A 16,758-nucleotide genomic window follows, 5' to 3' on the forward strand; every position below is an offset into this window, starting at 1 on the left:
GGCGGCCGCCGTGATCGCGTTTTTCCACGGTTGGAACGAGTACGTGTTTGCGCAGACGCTGGTCAGCAGCGAGAGCTTGCACACGGCCTCGGTTGGCCTTGCCGGTTTCGTGGGGGAACTTTCAACCCCTGTTCATGCGGTGATGGCGGTCGGCGTCATCTACACGCTCCCCGCCGTATTATTTTACCTGCTCGTTCAGCGCTATGTCGTCGCCGGCATGACCGCTGGAAGCGTCAAGGGCTGAGATAAGGTCTGAAATCAATGTCATCCATCAAATTCGACAGCATCACCAAGAGCTTTGGCGCCAAGGAAGTCATCAAGAACATCGATTTCGAGGTGGCCGACGGCGAATTCCTCGTGCTGCTTGGACCGTCCGGCTGCGGAAAATCGACGTTGCTGCGCATGCTGGCCGGGCTTGAAACCATATCGGGCGGCCAGATATTGCTGGACGAACGGCGGGTGGACAATCTGCCGCCGAGCGAGCGTGACATGGCATTCGTCTTCCAGTCCTACGCGCTTTATCCGCATCTGAACGTTCGCCGCAACATTACGTTTCCCCTGCTCATGAAGCAGTTCCGCTGGTGGTATCACCTGCCGATCATCGGTTCCTGGGCCAAACGCAAGATCGAAGGCTCCGCCGAGGTCAAAGGCCTTGTCGACCGAACGGCAAAGATCCTCGCCTTGACGCCGATGTTGGAGCAATTCCCAAGGACACTTTCCGGTGGGCAACGTCAGCGCGTCGCACTCGGCCGGGCGATGGTCAGACAGCCGGAAGTGTTCCTGATGGATGAGCCTCTGTCCAATCTCGATGCAAAGCTGCGAACCTCGATGCGCGCGGAAATCTCCAAGCTTCATCAGGAAATCGGCGGCACCTTCGTCTACGTGACCCACGACCAGGTGGAGGCGATGACGATGGGCACGAAGATCGCATTGATGCGGGATGGCGTCGTCCAGCAATTCGGTTCGTCACGCGAGATCTATACAGATCCGGCAAACGTCTACGTCGCGCGCTTCATCGGCACGCCGCCGATGAACCTGATCGAGATGGACCGGAGCGGACAGATCGGTCAGACGAATGTCGGGCTGCCCGCCACACTTGCCTCGGCTGCGGCAAAAGAGCAAGGCAAGGTGCTTCTGGGTATTCGCCCTAACGCCATTACGATCAGCGGCGCTATCGATGAACATGGTATTTCCGGATCAGTGACCATGGTCGAGCACATCGGTGCCGAATCCATTATTGCCGTCAAGCTCGATGGGGCAAAGACAGTACACCGGGAAGACGGCGAACTTGATGCGGTCATGGTAACCCAGCCGGGTTACACGTCTCTCAAGGCGGGCGATGCCGTCAGCCTGGTTCTTAATCTGGCGGAAGCTGTGGTGTTTTCAGCCGCCTCCGGTCAGCGCCTTCGATAGGGGCGCTGACATCCTTGTTGTCGCTACGAAGCAACCAGGGACTCCAGACTGCTGTCCAATATCGATGGGTCGATCTTGCGCTCGATCGTGTCAAACATGCCGTCCACAAAGCCGATCAGCGCATCGGAGGCTTCGACAGCCTGTGTCACGTTGCGTTTGGCGATCGCTTCCAGAACGGCGATATGCGTGTCGATCGTCCCGGCAAGGCTCTCTGCACCGCCGATATTGGTGTGATGAATCAGTCCTATACGGCGAAACAGCGTGTGGAGCGGGCGCAGCGTATGTTCGAGAAAGGGTTCGCCGGCAGCGAGCAGGATCAACTTGTCGATCCGCCGGTCAAAGACGTTGAAGTCGCCTATGGTCATCGTCTCGCGCTGTTCCTGAAGGACGCGCGTTATGTGCATCATCTGCGAACGGTGCGTTGCGGTCGAATGTTCCGAGGCAAGCGTGACCACGAAACGCTCGAGATCGCGGCGCAACCGCAGAAGCATTCGCTCCCGCGCAAGGTCAATCGGCGCAATCTGCAGGCCCTGCCGTGGATGGATAATGACCAGCGTGTCGGCCGCAAGCTTGCTCACCGCCTGATGCACCGGCGTGCGGCTGAAACCGGTAATATCGACCAGATCCTGGATTGCCAGAAAACTGCCGGGCTTCAGTTCGCAGCTGATAATCCGGTTCTCAAGCTGCTCATAGGCCAATTCGACGAGGTTGACGGAGTTGCGTCGCTTCGATGGGCTGGTCGGCTCCACCTTCTCGACCACTTTGAGCTGTTTGCGTTTTCCGGCCATTCCATCATCCCAAACTCTTTGCCTCAGCATAACGTCTAACGGCCGGAACGCAAAAAATTATTTCAAAAAATGTTGTGATATTTTACAAAGCGAAATATGCTGTATGAGCTTGATCGGGGAGGGCGTTGGTGAGGTCCCCGGTGGGTTAATGCATGAAGCTGGTGGAGAAGAGCGGCCAGGCTCTGTCGCTCAAGCCGAGGAGGAGTATCCCTTGATTATTACGCGCATCGAGACCCTGCGGACTTTGGAATTTGCCAATGTCCTGTGGGTTCGCATTCACACGGACGCCGGCATTATCGGGCTTGGCGAGACCTTCTATGGCGCCGGTGCCGTCGAGGCCCATATCCACGACACGCTGTCTGTCCGCCTGATTGGCAAGAATCCGCTTCATATCGAAGCGCTGCATAAGGAAATGCTCAACCTGCCGATGGCGCAATCGTCGACAGGCGTCGAGTATCGGGCGGCCTCGGCAATCGATATCGCGCTTTGGGACCTGTTCGGAAAGGTCTGCGAACTCCCGGTACACCAGATGCTGGGCGGCGTCTGCCGCGACAAGCTGCGTATCTACAATACCTGTGCCGGCTATGGCTATGTGCGCTCCAACAATATCAAGCCGGTTTCGAACTGGAATTTCAGTAAGAGCGAAGCGGCCGGTCCCTATGAGGACCTGGAAGGCTTCATGACCGATGCGGGCGCATTGGCCGAAAATCTGCTGGAAAGCGGCATCAACGCGATGAAGATTTGGCCGTTCGATCCTGCGGCTATCGAGAACCATGGTCTCTACATCTCGGCCGAGCAGATGAAGCAGGCCATGCGGCCTTTCGAACAGATCCGCAAGGCCGTCGGCGACAAGATGGATATCATGGTTGAGTTCCATTCGCTGTGGAACCTGCCGACCGCGATGAAGATTGCCCGTGCGCTCGAGCCCTATGCCCCCATGTGGTATGAGGATCCGATCCGAATGAACTCACCGCAGGCGCTGGCCGAATATGCCCGCTCGACGGATGTCTGGGTCTGCGCCAGCGAGACGCTCGGTTCGCGTTTCCCCTACAAGGATATGCTCGATCGCGATGCCGCCCATGTCGTCATGGTTGATCTGTGCTGGACGGGCGGGCTGACGGAAGGCCGCAAGATCGCCTCGATGGCGGAAACCTACCATCGGCCGTTTGCACCGCACGACTGCATTGGACCTGTCGGTTTTGTCGCCGCCGTCCACATGTCGTTCAGCCAGCCGAATACATTGATCCAGGAATCGGTCCGGGCCTTTTACACCGGCTGGTACAAGGAACTGGTGACCGCTGTGCCGCGCATCGAAAACGGCTATGTCTATCCGATGGAAGGGCCGGGGCTTGGCGTCGATCTGCTGCCGGCAGTATTCGAGCGGTCCGACCTCGTCGTTCGCAATTCGCAAGCCTGAGGAATAATCATGTCAGCCAAACTTTTCGATCTGAGCGGCAAGACCGCATTGGTGACGGGTTCATCGCGCGGCCTTGGACGCGCGATTGCCAGCGGCCTGGGTGCTGCCGGTGCTCGCCTCGTCCTCAACGGCTCCGATGCCGGCAGGCTTTCAAAGGCTGCCGCCGAGCTGCGAGCCGAAGGGCTCACCGTGGATGAGGCGCCATTCGACATCACCGACGAAGCCGCCATCGTTGCGGCTTTCGAACGGTTTGACGAAGAGGGTCTTGCGATCGATATCCTCGTCAACAATGCCGGCATTCAGTTGCGCAAGCCGATGGTGGAACTGACGACGCCCGAATGGCAGAAGGTCATCGACACCAATCTGACCAGCGCTTTCGTGATCGGTCGCGAGGCTGCCAAGCGGATGATAGGCCGCGGCCATGGCAAGATCATCAATATCGGCTCGCTGACGAGCGAACTGGCGCGCGCGACCGTTGCTCCCTATACCGTTGCAAAGGGCGGCATCAAGATGTTGACCCGGGCAATGGCGGCTGAGTGGGCAGAACATGGCGTGCAGGCCAATGCGATCGGCCCGGGCTATATGCTTACCGATATGAACGAAGCATTGGTCAACAATCCGCAATTCGATGCCTGGGTGAAGGGTCGTACCCCGGCCAAGCGTTGGGGCCGACCGGAAGAACTTATCGGGACGGCCGTTTTCCTGGCATCCGAAGCATCCGGCTATGTCAACGGCCAAATCATATATGTCGATGGCGGGATGCTGTCCGTCCTTTGAAGTTCACACCGAAATTAATGGACGCGCTTCAGTCGATGCGTGTTCTCATCAGCGGGAGGTCGCCATGCGTGGCGTCATATTGCATGCGCCCAAGGATCTGAGGATCGAACCGATCGAGGTGGTCAAGCCTGGCCCCGATCAAGTTCGCATCCGCATCAATGCCGGCGGGATTTGCGGATCCGATCTTCACTATTATCACCATGGCGGCACCGGCCTGATCCGTCTCAAGCAGCCGATGGCGCTTGGCCATGAGATCGCGGGAACCATCGAAGAGGTAGGCAGCAGCGTCTCGCATCTGGTTCCCGGCATGCGCGTCGCGGTCAATCCGAGCGGCCCGTGCCATCGCTGCGAATATTGCCTGCAGGGTGCCCATAATCAGTGCCTCGACATGCAGTTCATGGGGAGCGCCATGCGAATGCCGCATGCGCAGGGCGGCTTCAGGCAGAACATCACCGTCAGCGCCACCCAGGCAATCCCGATTGCCGCCAGTGTCACCATGGCCGAAGCAGCCGTGGCGGAGCCGCTCGCCGTCTGCCTGCATGCGGCCAAACAGGCCGGATCCCTGATGGGCAAACGTGTTCTTGTCACTGGCGCCGGTCCCATCGGGTCTTTGGCTGTCTTGGTTGCGCGCTATAGCGGCGCCAGGGAAGTCGTCGCAACCGACATTGGCGATTTTGCACTGCAGACGGTCGCGGCGCTCGGCGCCAGCAAGACCATCAACACATCTAGGGACCCCGACGCCCTCGAACCTTATAAGAAAGGCAAAGGGACATTCGATGTTCTATTCGAAGCATCGGGCAATCAGGCCGCACTCAACGGCGCTTTACCGGCAATCCGGGCAGGCGGCATCATTATCCAGCTGGGTTTGGGTGGTGATATCAGCATTCCCATCAATATGATCGTGACCAAGGAATTGCAGTTGCGCGGCACATTCCGTTTCGATGAGGAATTCCAGCTTGCAGTCGATCTGATGGGCCGCAAGCTTATCGACGTCAAGCCGCTGATCACCAATACGCTTCCCTTCGAAGAGGCTGATGCAGCCTTCCAGCTGGCGTCCGACAAAACCAGGGCAATGAAGGTTCAGCTGTCTTTCTGACTATCAGGTGAGAAGAGCAAAGTGGTGGTTCGCTCCTCGGCGGGTTTTTCCGTTGAACGAATGGAGAATTTGCCGCGAAGTTCGGTACGTTCATGCTGTCGGCTGTTCTGATCGGGCCTCCGTTGCCATCGGAGCATCTGCGCCGGCAGTCGGTGCGGGCTTAGGAGGTAGAAGCAGATAACGTTAAGAAAGATGCCATCTTCTTCCGTTCGGGGATGACAAGGCGGAACATGCCCCTATTCTTTAGGGACAATCATTTTCTTCATTCCGGATTTCGGCATCATCCAATTTAGATAATATCCCTGGGAGGACATCATGACGCGCGCAGTGGTCATTGGAGCGACAGGTCATGTCGGCACTTATCTCGTGCCGCGACTGGTCGAGGCTGGACATGAGGTGGTTACGATCAGCCGTGGCCAGGCGAAACCCTATTCGCCGAACCGGGCTTGGGATGATGTCGAACAGTTGACGATGGATCGTGGTGCTATGGAGAAGGACGGCAGTTTCGGGCCAGCGATCCGCGCGCTGAAGGCCGATATCGTCATCGACATGATCTGTTTCACCTTGGAGAGCGCCAAACATCTGGCGGAAGCGCTCACTGGCCATGTCGGCCATTTCCTGCATACGGGCACCATCTGGACGCACGGTTACCCCACCATAGTGCCGACACTTGAGGAAGCGCCGAAGCGGCCGTTCGGTGAATACGGAATCCAAAAAGCCGCCATCGAGACCTATCTACTGGCGGAGGCGCGCAGCAAGGGCTTTCCGGCCACGCTGATCCATCCCGGCCATATCGTCGGCCCCGGCTGGGCGCCGCTCAACCCGGCCGGTCATTTCAATCTCTCAGTCTTTTCGACGTTGGCGCACGGCAAAACGCTCGCATTGCCGAATTTCGGCTTGGAAACGGTCCACCATGTCCATGCTGACGATGTCGCCCAGATGTTCATGGGCGCGATTGCCAATTGGCGGGTCTCGACGGGCGAGAGCTTTCATGCGGTCTCGGGCGGTGCGCTGACGCTCAGAGGCTATGCCGAAGCGATGTCACGCTGGTTCGGCCACGAACCGAAGCTGGAATTTCTTGCCTATGACAAGTGGGCAGAAGGCCAGACGCCGGAGGATGCGACGGCGACCTGGGAGCATATCGCCCGCAGTCCGAATTGCTCGATCGCCAAGGCCGAACGTCTTCTTGGCTATGCGCCGCGCTATACCTCGCTGCAGGCCGTGCAGGAATCGGTGGCGTGGCTGATGGCGAATGGGCGGATTGGGTAGCGGCGCTCGCCTATCGAGGAGGCTATCGCCGCAGCCAGGCTTCCATTCCTCTTGCCGCTGCACGTCCGCTGGCGAAGCAGGCGGTGAGAAGATAGCCGCCGGTCGGCGCTTCCCAGTCGAGCATCTCCCCGGCGACAAACACGCCGGGAAGGGCTTTCAACATAAATCCGTCGTCGATACCGTCCCAGCGGATGCCGCCGGCCGAGGAGATGGCCTCGGCGATGGGGCGTGGCCGCAGCAGCGAGATCGGCAGGGTCTTGATCAGCCGCGATAGCTGCACCGAATCTGCAAGCGTGGCGGGAGGAGCTAGCTCCCGCAGCAACGCTGCCTTGACGCCTTCGATCCCCGCGCCTTTGCGCAGGCGATTGGAGAGGCTGGCCTTTGCATCCTGCCGCGCGAGGTCGCGCGACAGCCGCTCCATCGTCCTGCCGGGCGCGAGGTCGACCAGCAGTGCGGCCTTGCCGTCGCCGACAAGCCGGTCGCGCAGGCTGGCGGCGTGCGCGTAGACAAGGCTGCCTTCGATGCCGTGTTGGGAAATGACAAATTCGCCGGGAAAGGTCCCGGTATCGGATGTCGCCGTGACCGCCTTCAGCGGCACGCCGGCGAAACGCTCCTTGAAAACCGTGCTCCAAGCGACGTCGAAGCCACAATTGGCGGATCGGAAATCGCCGATGTCGACGCCTTTATCTCGTAGCAAAGCGGTCCAACCGGCGTCCGAACCGAGCCGCGGATAGCTGGCACCGCCGAGTGCGAGCAGAGCGGCGTCGCATCGGATAGTCTCACGGCCTTTCGGTGTCTCGAAGATGAAGCCGTCTTTCGCGAAGCCCGACCAGCGATGCCGCGTCAAAATCCTGACGCCTTGCGCCTCCAGCCTGCCAAGCCAGGCGCGCAGCAGCGGCGAAGCTTTCATGGCTTTCGGAAAGACGCGGCCCGAGGTGCCGGTGAATGTCTCCGTGCCGAGCCCTGCTGCCCAGTCCGTGATATCGTCGGGCGTGAAGGCTTCAAGGGCAGGGCGCAGCCGTTCGGAGGCAGAGCCGAAGCGATTGGCAAAGCGGGCAAAATCCTCGGAATGGGTGATGTTGAGGCCGGATTTCCCCGCCAGCAGGAATTTGCGCGCAACCGTCGGCATGCTGTCATAGACGGTGACCTGATGGCCGGAAAAAGACAGCACCTCAGCCGCCATCAGACCGGCTGGCCCGCCACCGATGATCGCGATTTGTTTATCTGTCATGGAGCCGTCCGACGCTGGTTCATTTTTGTTCTCTTGGGCCGTGCAGCCAGCGAAAGCAAGGTGGTTTTGCTGTTCGGGATAGCTTGCCCGTGAGGTGGATGCGCTGATTTGGATAGCAAGGACCCGGCAGGCTACGGCGCTTTCGCGACCATGCTAGGCTGGATAAATTTATATAACCATGTAGTTACTCAGGTCCCCGATTTCCGAGAGGCTGTCAACTTGCGCGATGATCGGGTACTTGTCGGTGACGAGAAGGCCGCATCGGCCTTGCCGAATGTAGCCGGGAACCTTGATGTCTGAAGCCAAAACCGCAAAGAGCAGATCGAAGAGCGTTGATATCGAAGTCGCCGATCAGGCGGTGTCGAGTGCGCCCGTAGAGCGGCCACGGCTTCGGGATGCCGAGCGCACCAGCAAGGCGATCCTGGCGGCGGCGACCAAGGAGTTTGCCGAGCGCGGCTATGGCGGCGCCCGTGTCGATGCCATTGCCGAGCGCGCCAAGATCAACAAGCGCATGCTCTATCACTATTTCGGCGGCAAGGACGCGCTCTATGTCGCTGTCCTCGAAGGCAGCTACGTTGCTATCCGTTCGGCGGAAGCAAGGCTTGATCTCTCGCATCGCAGCCCCAGCGAGGGCATGCGGGAGCTGGTTGTTTTCACGTGGAAATATTTTCTGGATCACCCGGAATTCCTCGGCATTCTCAGCACGGAGAATATGCAGAAGGCCCGCTTCCTGAAGCGCTCGGCCCGAATTTTCGAGCTGCATTCGCCGTTGGTCGCGGAGATTTCCGGTCTGCTCGACCGTGGCGTTGCCACCGGCGATTTCCGGTCTGGCTGCGATCCCGTCAAGATCTATATGAGCATTGCGGCGCTTGGCTCCTTCTTTCTGACGAACCGCTGGACGCTGTCGACGATCTTTCAGCGAAACCTCTCCGAAAAATCGGAAATCGATGCCTGGGGCGAGCATATCATCGAGGTCATCTTCGCCTATCTGCGCCCCTGAGAGCCCGGATCGGCCAATTCAAGAAAATCTGCATAATTGCCGTCGCGATCGCTGACGACGATCGTTGACAGAGCCGCATTGTCGTGTCAGTCATGTAACTATATAGTTATTTACGGGAGGAATGACTTATGGCGACAAAGCCGATCGGCATCATCATGCACGGCATTACCGGCCGCATGGGGTACAATCAGCATCTGGTGCGTTCGATCCTGGCGATCCGCGATCAAGGCGGCGTGCAGCTCGCAAACGGCGACAGATTGATGCCCGAACCGATCCTTGTCGGCCGCAACGCCGAGAAGATCGCGGAGATTGCCCGCAAGCACGGTGTCGCCAAGACGACCACTGACCTCGATGCCGCGCTTGCCGATCCGAACAACACGATCTTCTTCGACGCCGGCTCGACGCAGATGCGTGTCTCCCTGCTGGAGCGGGCGATTGCCGCCGGCAAGCATGTCTATTGTGAAAAGCCGATTTCTGAGACGCTGGACGAGGCGCTGTCGGTTGCCGTCTCGGCAGAACGGCGTGGCATCAAGAACGGCGTGGTGCAGGACAAGCTCTTCCTGCCCGGTCTTCGCAAGATCGCCATGCTGCGTGACAGCGGCTTTTTCGGCAAGATCCTCTCGGTGCGCGGCGAGTTCGGCTATTGGGTCTTTGAAGGTGATTGGGGCGTGAAGGCGCAGCGGCCATCGTGGAATTACCGCAAGGCCGAGGGCGGCGGCATGATCCTCGATATGCTGCCGCATTGGCGCTATGTGCTCGACAATCTCTTCGGCGAGGTCAAAGCCGTGAGCTGCTACGGCGCGACGCATATTCCAAGCCGCGTTGACGAAAATGGCAATACCTACATCGCCGATGCCGACGATTCTGCCTATGCCACCTTCGAGCTCGAGGGCGGCATCGTCGCCCACATCAATTCCTCCTGGGCCGTGCGCGTGCGCCGTGACGATCTCGTCACTTTCCAGGTCGACGGTACGCATGGCTCTGCGGTCTGTGGCCTGATGCGCTGCTGGACGCAGCATCGCGTCAACACGCCGAAGCCGGTGTGGAATCCGGATCAGCCACAGACGATCAATTTTTTCGACACCTGGGACGAAGTGCCGGACACACAGGTCTTCGACAATGGCTTCAAGGCGCAGTGGGAGGGCTTCCTGCGCCATGTCGCCGAGGATGCGCCGTGGAAATTCACGCTTCGTGAAGGTGCCAAGGGCGTTCAGCTCGCCGAACTTGCTCAGAAGAGTTGGGTCGAGCGTCGCTGGATCGACGTTCCCACGCTTGCCGCGCGCTAGGAGGTCGAGATCATGACCAAGACCCTTCGTTTGCCCACGGCTGACGGCAAGCTTGCCGATTTTACCGTCGTCAACACGCCGCTCAGCCCGCCGGAGCGTCCGGCCGGTGGCCATCTGTTCAATCGCGTCGCCTATGCGGCCGCCCATGTCGTCGTCGATCCGCTCGCCGATAACGATCCTTGGCTCGACCGGAATATCGATTGGGAACGCACGATCGCATTTCGCGAATATCTCTGGGATCTCGGTCTCGGCGTGGCGGAAGCCATGGACACGGCGCAGCGCGGCATGGGCCTCGACTGGACCGGCGCCAAGGAGCTGATCACCCACGCACAGTCGGCCGCCCGTAATCGTTCGGACGCGCTGATCGCCTATGGCGCCGGGACAGATCATCTCGCTCCCGGTCCCGACGTTACCATCGATGACGTCATCCGGGCCTATGAAGAACAGGTTGCCTTCGTCGAGGGGCAGGGCGGACGCATCATCCTGATGGCGAGTCGTGCGCTTGCCGCCGCCGCCAAGGGGCCGGATGACTATATCCGCGTCTATAACCGCATTCTCGGACAGGTGAAGCAACCGGTGATGATCCACTGGCTTGGCTCGATGTTCGATCCGGCGCTGGCGGGCTATTGGGGCTCGTCCGACGATATGCGCGCCATGGAGACGGCGGTCGCCATCATCAACGACAACGCCTCCAAGGTGGATGGCGTCAAGATCTCGCTGCTGTCGGCCGAAAAAGAGATCGTCATGCGCCGCCGCCTTGATCCCTCAGTCAAGATGTATACCGGCGACGATTTCAACTATGCCGAATTGATCGCCGGTGACAGCCAGGGCTATTCGCACGCGCTGCTCGGCATCTTCGACGCCATTGCGCCGGCGGCAAGTGCGGCTTTGTCCAAGCTCGCGCAGAACGATCTCGATGCCTTTCACCGGATACTGGCGCCGACGGTCCCGCTGTCGCGCCACATCTTCAAGGCGCCGACCCGCTTCTACAAGACCGGCGTCGTCTTCCTCGCCTATCTCAACGGTTTCCAGGATCATTTCCAGATGCTGGGCGGCCAGCAGAGTACGCGCTCCATCGTGCATCTTTCGGAACTCTTCCGCTTGGCGGATACGGCGCGGGTCCTCAGGGATCCGGATCTTGCCGTGCAACGGATGAAGACGATCCTTGCAACGGTCGGCGTCGCCTAGTCGAGGACAGGATCTGGGAGGATCATCAGAATGGCTATATCGGGCCTTTCCATCAATCTTGCGACCGTGCGCCAGCAATATGACATGCGCCAGGCGGTCGAGGCCTGCCTGAAGCAGGATATTGTCGCGATCGCGCCCTGGCGCGATCAGGTGCATAAGATCGGCCTTTCCGAGGCTGCAAAGATCGTGGCTGATAACCGGCTGCAGGTGACTGGCCTTTGCCGTGGCGGCATGTTTCCGGCGGCCGATGCCGAGGGTTTGAAGGCTGCGATCGACGACAACAAGCGGGCGATCGACGAGGCGGCGGCGCTGAACGCCGATTGCCTTGTGCTTGTCGTCGGCGGCCTGCCCAAGGGGTCGAAAGACATCGGCCAAGCCCGGGAAATGGTGGCCGATGGCATCGCGACAATCCTGCCGCATGCCCGCTGTGCCGGCATTCCCCTGGCGATCGAGCCGCTGCATCCGATGTATGCCGCCGACCGCGCTTGCGTGAACACGCTGGAACAGGCGCTCGACATTTGCGATGTTTTGGGTGAGGGCGTCGGCGTTGCCATCGACGTCTATCACGTCTGGTGGGATCCGAAACTTTACGAGCAGATCGCCCGTGCTGGCGCCAATGGCCAGATCCTGGCGCACCATATCTGCGATTGGCTGGTGCCGACCACGGACCTTCTGCTCGATCGCGGCATGATGGGCGACGGCGTCATCGACCTGAAGCGCATCCGCGCCGCCATCGAGAAAGCCGGCTTTCTCGGCGCACAGGAGGTGGAAATCTTCTCGGAAGCGAACTGGTGGAAAAGGCCAGGCGAAGAGGTGCTCTCCACCTGCGTTGATCGTTTCCGCACCGTTTGCTAACGCGAGCTATAAGTATCGAAAAACATAAAAATACCGGGCCACTTCTGGCCCGGCAAATATTGAAGACGTGATTGAGACGGCTTATTCGGCCGAAACGATCTTGCCACCTTCCCACTTGAAGAGCGAGAAGCTCTGCGAGGTGAGGTCGCCGGTTTCGCCGTAGGTGACTTTGCCGATGGCGGTGTCGATCGGTTCGCCGGTCTTTAGGGCGGTGCCAACAGCTTCCGCGTCGTCGGCCTTGCCAGCCTTTTCGATGCCGGCTTTCAGCACCTGCACGGCGGCATAGGCGTTGAGCGTAAAGGCTTCCGCCGGAATGTTGCGTGCCTTCAGGGCAGCGACGGCGCTCTGCGAATCCGGGTTCTTCAGGGCGTCGGACGCATTGGTGAAGATCGTACCGGCAGCGGCCTCATTGGCGATCGCCCAATATTCGCTGTTGGACAGGCCGTCGCCGCCGATGATCGTCGCCTTGACGGAGATGTCCTTCAGCTGGCGGGCAAGCAGACCGGCTTCCGGGTGATAGCCACCGAAATAGATCACGTCGACACCGGCCTGTTTCAGTTTTGCTGTCAGCGCGCTGTAGTCCTTTTCGCCCGGGGTCAGGGAATCGTTGATGACCTCCGTCACGCCGCCCTTGTTGAGGGTGGCCTTGAAGGCGTCCGCCAGGCCCTTGCCGTAGGCGCCCTTGTCGTTGAGGATGGCGATCTTCTTGTCCTTGAAGTTCTTCACCACGTAGTCGGCTGCGACGGTGGCCTGCTGGTCATCGCGGCCGCAGGTGCGCAGGATGTTGGTGAGGCCGCGATTGGTCAGGTCCGGAGCGGTCGCAGTCGGCGTCACCATCAGGATGCCGTTTTCAGAGAGTGCGTACGAAACCGGAATGGCGACGCCCGAGGTCACAGGACCAACGACGAAACGAATGCTGTCGCCGACGAAACCGTTGGCAACGGAGACGCCCTGCTTCGGATCGCCGGCATCATCGCCGAGCTTCAGGACGAGCTTCTGGCCGAGAACGCCACCGCTCTTGTTGATTTCGTCAACGGCGGTCTCTGCGCCATTCTTGACCTGATCGCCATAGGCGGCGACGGGGCCGGTCAGCGGCGCGATCAGGCCGATGGTGATATCGGCATGCGCAAGCGGCGCAAAGGCCAGCGAGGCGACGAAGGTCGCAGCCGTCAATGTCTTCAGACTCATTTTCTCTCTCCTCGGATGGGCACGGCAGCGCCCTTTGAACCCGCCGCAATGGCCTGTCATGACGCGCGAACTGCCGCAAGGCGCCCTGAATTGGAGACAGGAAGTTACATCGAGGCCGATGAACGCTTTCGGACATTTTTGACCTCAAAAGCGCTCATAAGGGTAGTTTCTGTAGGAATATTAGTACGATTCCGCAAGAAAATAACCGTGAGGAAGACAATTTTGACGCGTTTTCGCGAGTTCTTACTAAAGATTCGCCCCTGGAATTTGACGGGTTAGAGCGGCTTTTGACCGCCATCAGCTCCGTTGCGGGCAGTGTCCCAGCTCCCGGTCATCAGGGAACTGGGCGACCAGCCGTCCTCGTGGAATTTCCAGCGTAGCGGCAAGGTGCCCGGACGACGGATGATCTTGCGTGGCGTGAAGCGCCATAGGCGCTCCGCCCCTTGAAAGGCTGATATTTCCGGCGAATCGAGGATCACTTCCGCCTCGCCGGTGAGTTGCAGCAGTTCGCCGCTGTTGAAATCCGCAAAGACCAGTCCCGCCTTCGGATTGATGACGATATTGCCGAGCGTGTTGAAGAACAGATTGCCGGCAAAATCCGGAATGGTCAGTACGCCGTCGCCACCGATACGCACAAACCCTGCTTTGCCGCCGCGATGCGACACATCCACCTGTCTTTGCCCATCCTTGCGGTCAACATAGGAGCCAACGAAAAAGGTGTCGGCGCCAGCGATCATTTCTTTTGCCTTGGCGTCGAGTTCGACCAGATGCCATGCCTGTTGATCCGTCTCCTCGGACGGATCGCGGACGAAGGTGAAATCCCGCAGCTGGATATATCTGGGACAGTTGCCATAGGCCTGACCGACAGCGACATCGAAGCCATCGTCCCCATGTCGGACGATCGTGCCGTTTAAGCGATTGCGGCGGCGGGTATGAAGCTCGATCCCCAGCATCCCTATGGCATCGCCATCCTCCATGCCCGCATCGGCGGGATCTGCCGGATCACGGGCAAGGTCGACGCTCAGCGTATGGATGTCGGGGCTATGCAGAAAGCCCGGACGGGCGGCCCGCAGCGTCGCCCAGACGTCGCCTTGAGCATCGACACTGCCGAGCACAATGAACGGCAGTTGCGGATAGAAGTCGCGGTGCTGGTCGATCAGATGATCGCGCAGCACGCGCTGGCCGACTTCGCCCATTCGCTCCGCCACCCCGACCGTTTTCTGCAACTCGATTTCCCCGGCATGCCAGGGAGGGACATCTTCAGCTTTGTCGGCGGTTAACATGATCTGACCTTTCAACGAGCCTTAGGCCACGTCGGCAATGCCGATTGGGGTTTTCTGGAAGGGATAGAAGCCTGGCAAAGCCTCGATGCGGGCAAGCCAGGCGGTGACGTTGTGATACCGGAAGCGATCGACATTGCCCTCTGGTGCGCGGGCGATGTAGCTGTAGAGCGCGACATCGGCGATCGTCGGATGATCGGCCGCGATCCATTGGCGGCTGGCAAGCTCCGCGTCGATCAGCGTCAGAATGGCATGAGCGCGAGCGATTACTTCCTCCGCATCGAATTTGGCGCCGAAGACGGTGACGAGGCGGGCGGCGCAAGGGCCGTAGGCGATTTGGCCCGAGGCCACCGAAAGCCAGCGCTGCACGGCCGCAGCGCCAACCGCGTCGTCCGGTAGCCAGCCCTTTTCAGCGTATTTTTTGGCGAGATAGACCAGAATGGCGGTGGAGTCGGCGATAATGACGCCGTCGTCATCCAGCAGAGGAACCTGTCCGAAAGGATTGAGCGCCAAGAACGCCGGGGTCTTGTGTTCGCCCTTGGAGAGGTCGAGCTCAACGATATCGGTATTGACGCCGATCAACGAGAGGAACAGGCGGGCGCGGTGGGAATGACCAGACAGCGGATGGAAATAGAGCTTCATGTTTAGTCTCCGGATTGAGGGGGTGGACCCGGGCCAAACATGATTGTTTCCACCTGAGAACAGAAGTACGATTGCAAGCAAGAAACAATTCCATAATTTGAAATAATTTCGATTGTGGCAGGAGGCGCAGTTGGACAGGCTGCAATGCATGAAAGTGCTGGTGAAAGTGGCCGATGTCGGCAGTTTCGCTGCTGCGGCGCGGCAGTTGCACATGAGCCCGCCGGTCGTGACCCGTGCGATCGCCTTCCTGGAAGAGGTGACCGGCGCGCGGTTGTTCCTGCGCTCGACGCGTTCGGTAAAGCTGACGGCGCAGGGTCGCCACTATGTCGAGGACTGCCGCCGCATCCTCAGCGATATCGATGAGGCCGAGGCGTCGGCCGGCGGCTCCTATGCGACGCCCTCCGGCATGCTGACGGTCACGGCGCCGATGCTGTTCGGGCAATATTACATCATGCCCATCGTCACCGCGTTTCTGGCCCTGCATCCGGCGGTCATCGGTCGTGTGCTGCTGTTCGATCGTATCGTCAATCTGGTGGAAGAGGGGATCGATGTTGCCATCCGCATCGGCCATCTGCCGGATTCAAGCTACAATGCCGTGAAGGTCGGCACCGTGCGCCGCGTTGTCTGCGGCGCACCCTCCTACTTCGAGCGCCATGGTCTGCCAGAGACGCCCGCCGATCTCGTAGGCCATACGATCATTGCAAACACCGGATCGTCCGCTCCGCTCGACTGGCATTTTGGCCCCGAGGGCAAGCTCTCTCCTGCTCTCCACCCGCGTTTGTTCTGCAACTCGGTCGAAGCCTCGATTTCGGCGGCGTCAAGCGGCTGGGGCCTCGCCCGCACGCTGTCCTATCAGATCGCAAAGCCGGTCGCCGAAGGCCGGCTGCGTGTCATTCTGGAGGATTTCGAGGAGGAGCCGCTGCCGATCCATGTCGTACATCCCGAGGGCCGGCATGCCTCCGCGAAGACGCGCGCCTTTGTCGATTTTGCCGTGGAGCAGTTGCGGGCGGGAGCAGCATTTCCTTAGCCGTCGGCAAGCGCCGTGTGCCAAGCCTCGCGGTAGTCTTGCAGGCCCCGCAGCTCGGCCCGGATAGGCTGGCTCGCCGTCGCGGCGGCTGGCCTGATGCTGGTCAGCAGCGCGGCACCCTGGCTGGTCCCGGTCGAGCCGGGCAGGGCGACGACATCGGATCCTGTCAGCGAAGATAATGCGGCCAGATAGGCCCGGTTGAGGGCGAAAGGTCCTTCGACGAAGATCGGACCCTTGGCGCCGATCAGGCCGAGGCAGGCTTCCGTCATCAATGCCAGATAGAGGCTGGGGGGCGCGAGCC

Annotated in this window: 15 protein-coding genes and 2 pseudogenes; 11 read left to right on the top strand and 6 right to left on the bottom strand. The window is 59.9% G+C overall.

Translation table 11 applies throughout. From position 1 onward, the window contains the following. Positions 1-244 (top strand): annotated as a pseudogene (locus PMI03_RS12435) (carbohydrate ABC transporter permease); the annotation flags it as partial. A gap of 17 nt (positions 245-261) precedes the next feature. Beyond that, positions 262-1,413, top strand: a complete 1,152-nt coding sequence (locus PMI03_RS12440; RefSeq protein ID WP_007693567.1) for an ABC transporter ATP-binding protein — start codon at positions 262-264, stop codon at positions 1,411-1,413. A gap of 23 nt (positions 1,414-1,436) precedes the next feature. Here PMI03_RS12440 and PMI03_RS12445 read toward each other — a convergent pair whose 3' ends face one another. Continuing rightward, entirely contained in the window at positions 1,437-2,201 is a 765-nt protein-coding gene (locus PMI03_RS12445; RefSeq protein WP_007693568.1) for a GntR family transcriptional regulator, read from the bottom strand. A 211-nt stretch (positions 2,202-2,412) separates the two neighbouring features. Here PMI03_RS12445 and PMI03_RS12450 point away from each other — a divergent pair, with 211 nt between their 5' ends. The 4 genes from PMI03_RS12450 (at position 2,413) to PMI03_RS12465 (ending at position 6,760) form a co-directional block, all read left to right on the top strand. Continuing rightward, positions 2,413-3,618, top strand: coding sequence for a mandelate racemase/muconate lactonizing enzyme family protein (locus PMI03_RS12450; RefSeq protein WP_007693569.1), 1,206 nt, complete (start codon positions 2,413-2,415; stop codon positions 3,616-3,618). Positions 3,619-3,627: 9 nt separating this feature from the next. After that, positions 3,628-4,395: an SDR family oxidoreductase gene (locus PMI03_RS12455; protein ID WP_007693570.1), complete on the top strand. Its 768-nt coding sequence runs from the start codon at positions 3,628-3,630 to the stop codon at positions 4,393-4,395. A gap of 64 nt (positions 4,396-4,459) precedes the next feature. Then, on the top strand, positions 4,460-5,491 hold the full coding sequence (locus tag PMI03_RS12460) for an L-idonate 5-dehydrogenase (RefSeq protein ID WP_007693572.1): 1,032 nt from the start codon (positions 4,460-4,462) through the stop codon (positions 5,489-5,491). A gap of 315 nt (positions 5,492-5,806) precedes the next feature. Beyond that, a complete protein-coding gene (locus PMI03_RS12465; protein WP_007693574.1) occupies positions 5,807-6,760 on the top strand; it encodes an NAD(P)-dependent oxidoreductase in 954 nt (317 codons plus the stop codon). Positions 6,761-6,782: 22 nt separating this feature from the next. On the opposite strand, the gene PMI03_RS12470 is transcribed toward PMI03_RS12465, so the two are convergent. Next, positions 6,783-7,991, bottom strand: coding sequence for a TIGR03862 family flavoprotein (locus PMI03_RS12470; RefSeq protein ID WP_007693576.1), 1,209 nt, complete (start codon positions 7,989-7,991; stop codon positions 6,783-6,785). Between the two features lie 292 nt (positions 7,992-8,283). Between PMI03_RS12470 and PMI03_RS12480 the strand changes: the two genes are divergently transcribed. The 4 genes from PMI03_RS12480 to PMI03_RS12495 all read left to right on the top strand — a co-directional run bounded on the left by PMI03_RS12480 (position 8,284) and on the right by PMI03_RS12495 (position 12,320). After that, complete coding sequence (locus PMI03_RS12480) at positions 8,284-8,991, top strand: TetR/AcrR family transcriptional regulator (protein ID WP_007693578.1); 708 nt, start codon at positions 8,284-8,286, stop codon at positions 8,989-8,991. A 128-nt stretch (positions 8,992-9,119) separates the two neighbouring features. After that, entirely contained in the window at positions 9,120-10,277 is a 1,158-nt protein-coding gene (locus PMI03_RS12485) for a Gfo/Idh/MocA family protein (RefSeq protein ID WP_007693580.1), read from the top strand. Between the two features lie 12 nt (positions 10,278-10,289). Then, positions 10,290-11,465, top strand: coding sequence for a dihydrodipicolinate synthase family protein (locus PMI03_RS12490; protein WP_007693587.1), 1,176 nt, complete (start codon positions 10,290-10,292; stop codon positions 11,463-11,465). 30 nt (positions 11,466-11,495) lie between these two features. Next, positions 11,496-12,320 carry a sugar phosphate isomerase/epimerase gene (locus PMI03_RS12495; protein WP_007693588.1) on the top strand — a complete coding sequence of 275 codons (825 nt, stop codon included), beginning with the start codon at positions 11,496-11,498 and terminating at the stop codon, positions 12,318-12,320. An 81-nt stretch (positions 12,321-12,401) separates the two neighbouring features. Here PMI03_RS12495 and PMI03_RS12500 read toward each other — a convergent pair whose 3' ends face one another. The 3 genes from PMI03_RS12500 to PMI03_RS12510 form a co-directional block, all read right to left on the bottom strand. Further along, positions 12,402-13,508 (bottom strand): branched-chain amino acid ABC transporter substrate-binding protein, encoded by a 1,107-nt coding sequence (locus tag PMI03_RS12500; protein ID WP_007693589.1) that lies wholly within the window; start codon positions 13,506-13,508, stop codon positions 12,402-12,404. Between the two features lie 275 nt (positions 13,509-13,783). Further along, the gene (locus PMI03_RS12505) at positions 13,784-14,734 is read right to left on the bottom strand and encodes a pyridoxamine 5'-phosphate oxidase family protein (RefSeq protein ID WP_309574365.1); all 951 of its coding nucleotides are present in this window, start codon (positions 14,732-14,734) and stop codon (positions 13,784-13,786) included. A gap of 78 nt (positions 14,735-14,812) precedes the next feature. Continuing rightward, the gene (locus PMI03_RS12510; protein WP_007693592.1) at positions 14,813-15,430 is read right to left on the bottom strand and encodes a glutathione S-transferase family protein; all 618 of its coding nucleotides are present in this window, start codon (positions 15,428-15,430) and stop codon (positions 14,813-14,815) included. A gap of 130 nt (positions 15,431-15,560) precedes the next feature. Here PMI03_RS12510 and PMI03_RS12515 point away from each other — a divergent pair, with 130 nt between their 5' ends. Beyond that, complete coding sequence (locus PMI03_RS12515; RefSeq protein WP_007693594.1) at positions 15,561-16,457, top strand: LysR family transcriptional regulator; 897 nt, start codon at positions 15,561-15,563, stop codon at positions 16,455-16,457. Here the strand turns inward: PMI03_RS12515 and PMI03_RS12520 are convergent. Further along, a pseudogene (locus PMI03_RS12520) lies at positions 16,454-16,758 on the bottom strand (carbohydrate kinase); the annotation flags it as partial. The gene PMI03_RS12515 and the pseudogene PMI03_RS12520 overlap by 4 nt on opposite strands.

This window comes from Rhizobium sp. AP16, assembly GCF_000281735.1.
Lineage (GTDB): Bacteria > Pseudomonadota > Alphaproteobacteria > Rhizobiales > Rhizobiaceae > Rhizobium > Rhizobium rhizogenes.

Coding starts and splice junctions, on each gene's coding strand:
- PMI03_RS12440 (WP_007693567.1), top strand. CDS start 262: ATGTCATCCATCAAATTCGACAGCATCACCAAGAGCTTTGGCGCCAAG.
- PMI03_RS12445 (WP_007693568.1), bottom strand. CDS start 2,201: ATGGCCGGAAAACGCAAACAGCTCAAAGTGGTCGAGAAGGTGGAGCCG.
- PMI03_RS12455 (WP_007693570.1), top strand. CDS start 3,628: ATGTCAGCCAAACTTTTCGATCTGAGCGGCAAGACCGCATTGGTGACG.
- PMI03_RS12460 (WP_007693572.1), top strand. CDS start 4,460: ATGCGTGGCGTCATATTGCATGCGCCCAAGGATCTGAGGATCGAACCG.
- PMI03_RS12465 (WP_007693574.1), top strand. CDS start 5,807: ATGACGCGCGCAGTGGTCATTGGAGCGACAGGTCATGTCGGCACTTAT.
- PMI03_RS12470 (WP_007693576.1), bottom strand. CDS start 7,991: ATGACAGATAAACAAATCGCGATCATCGGTGGCGGGCCAGCCGGTCTG.
- PMI03_RS12480 (WP_007693578.1), top strand. CDS start 8,284: ATGTCTGAAGCCAAAACCGCAAAGAGCAGATCGAAGAGCGTTGATATC.
- PMI03_RS12485 (WP_007693580.1), top strand. CDS start 9,120: ATGGCGACAAAGCCGATCGGCATCATCATGCACGGCATTACCGGCCGC.
- PMI03_RS12490 (WP_007693587.1), top strand. CDS start 10,290: ATGACCAAGACCCTTCGTTTGCCCACGGCTGACGGCAAGCTTGCCGAT.
- PMI03_RS12495 (WP_007693588.1), top strand. CDS start 11,496: ATGGCTATATCGGGCCTTTCCATCAATCTTGCGACCGTGCGCCAGCAA.
- PMI03_RS12500 (WP_007693589.1), bottom strand. CDS start 13,508: ATGAGTCTGAAGACATTGACGGCTGCGACCTTCGTCGCCTCGCTGGCC.
- PMI03_RS12510 (WP_007693592.1), bottom strand. CDS start 15,430: ATGAAGCTCTATTTCCATCCGCTGTCTGGTCATTCCCACCGCGCCCGC.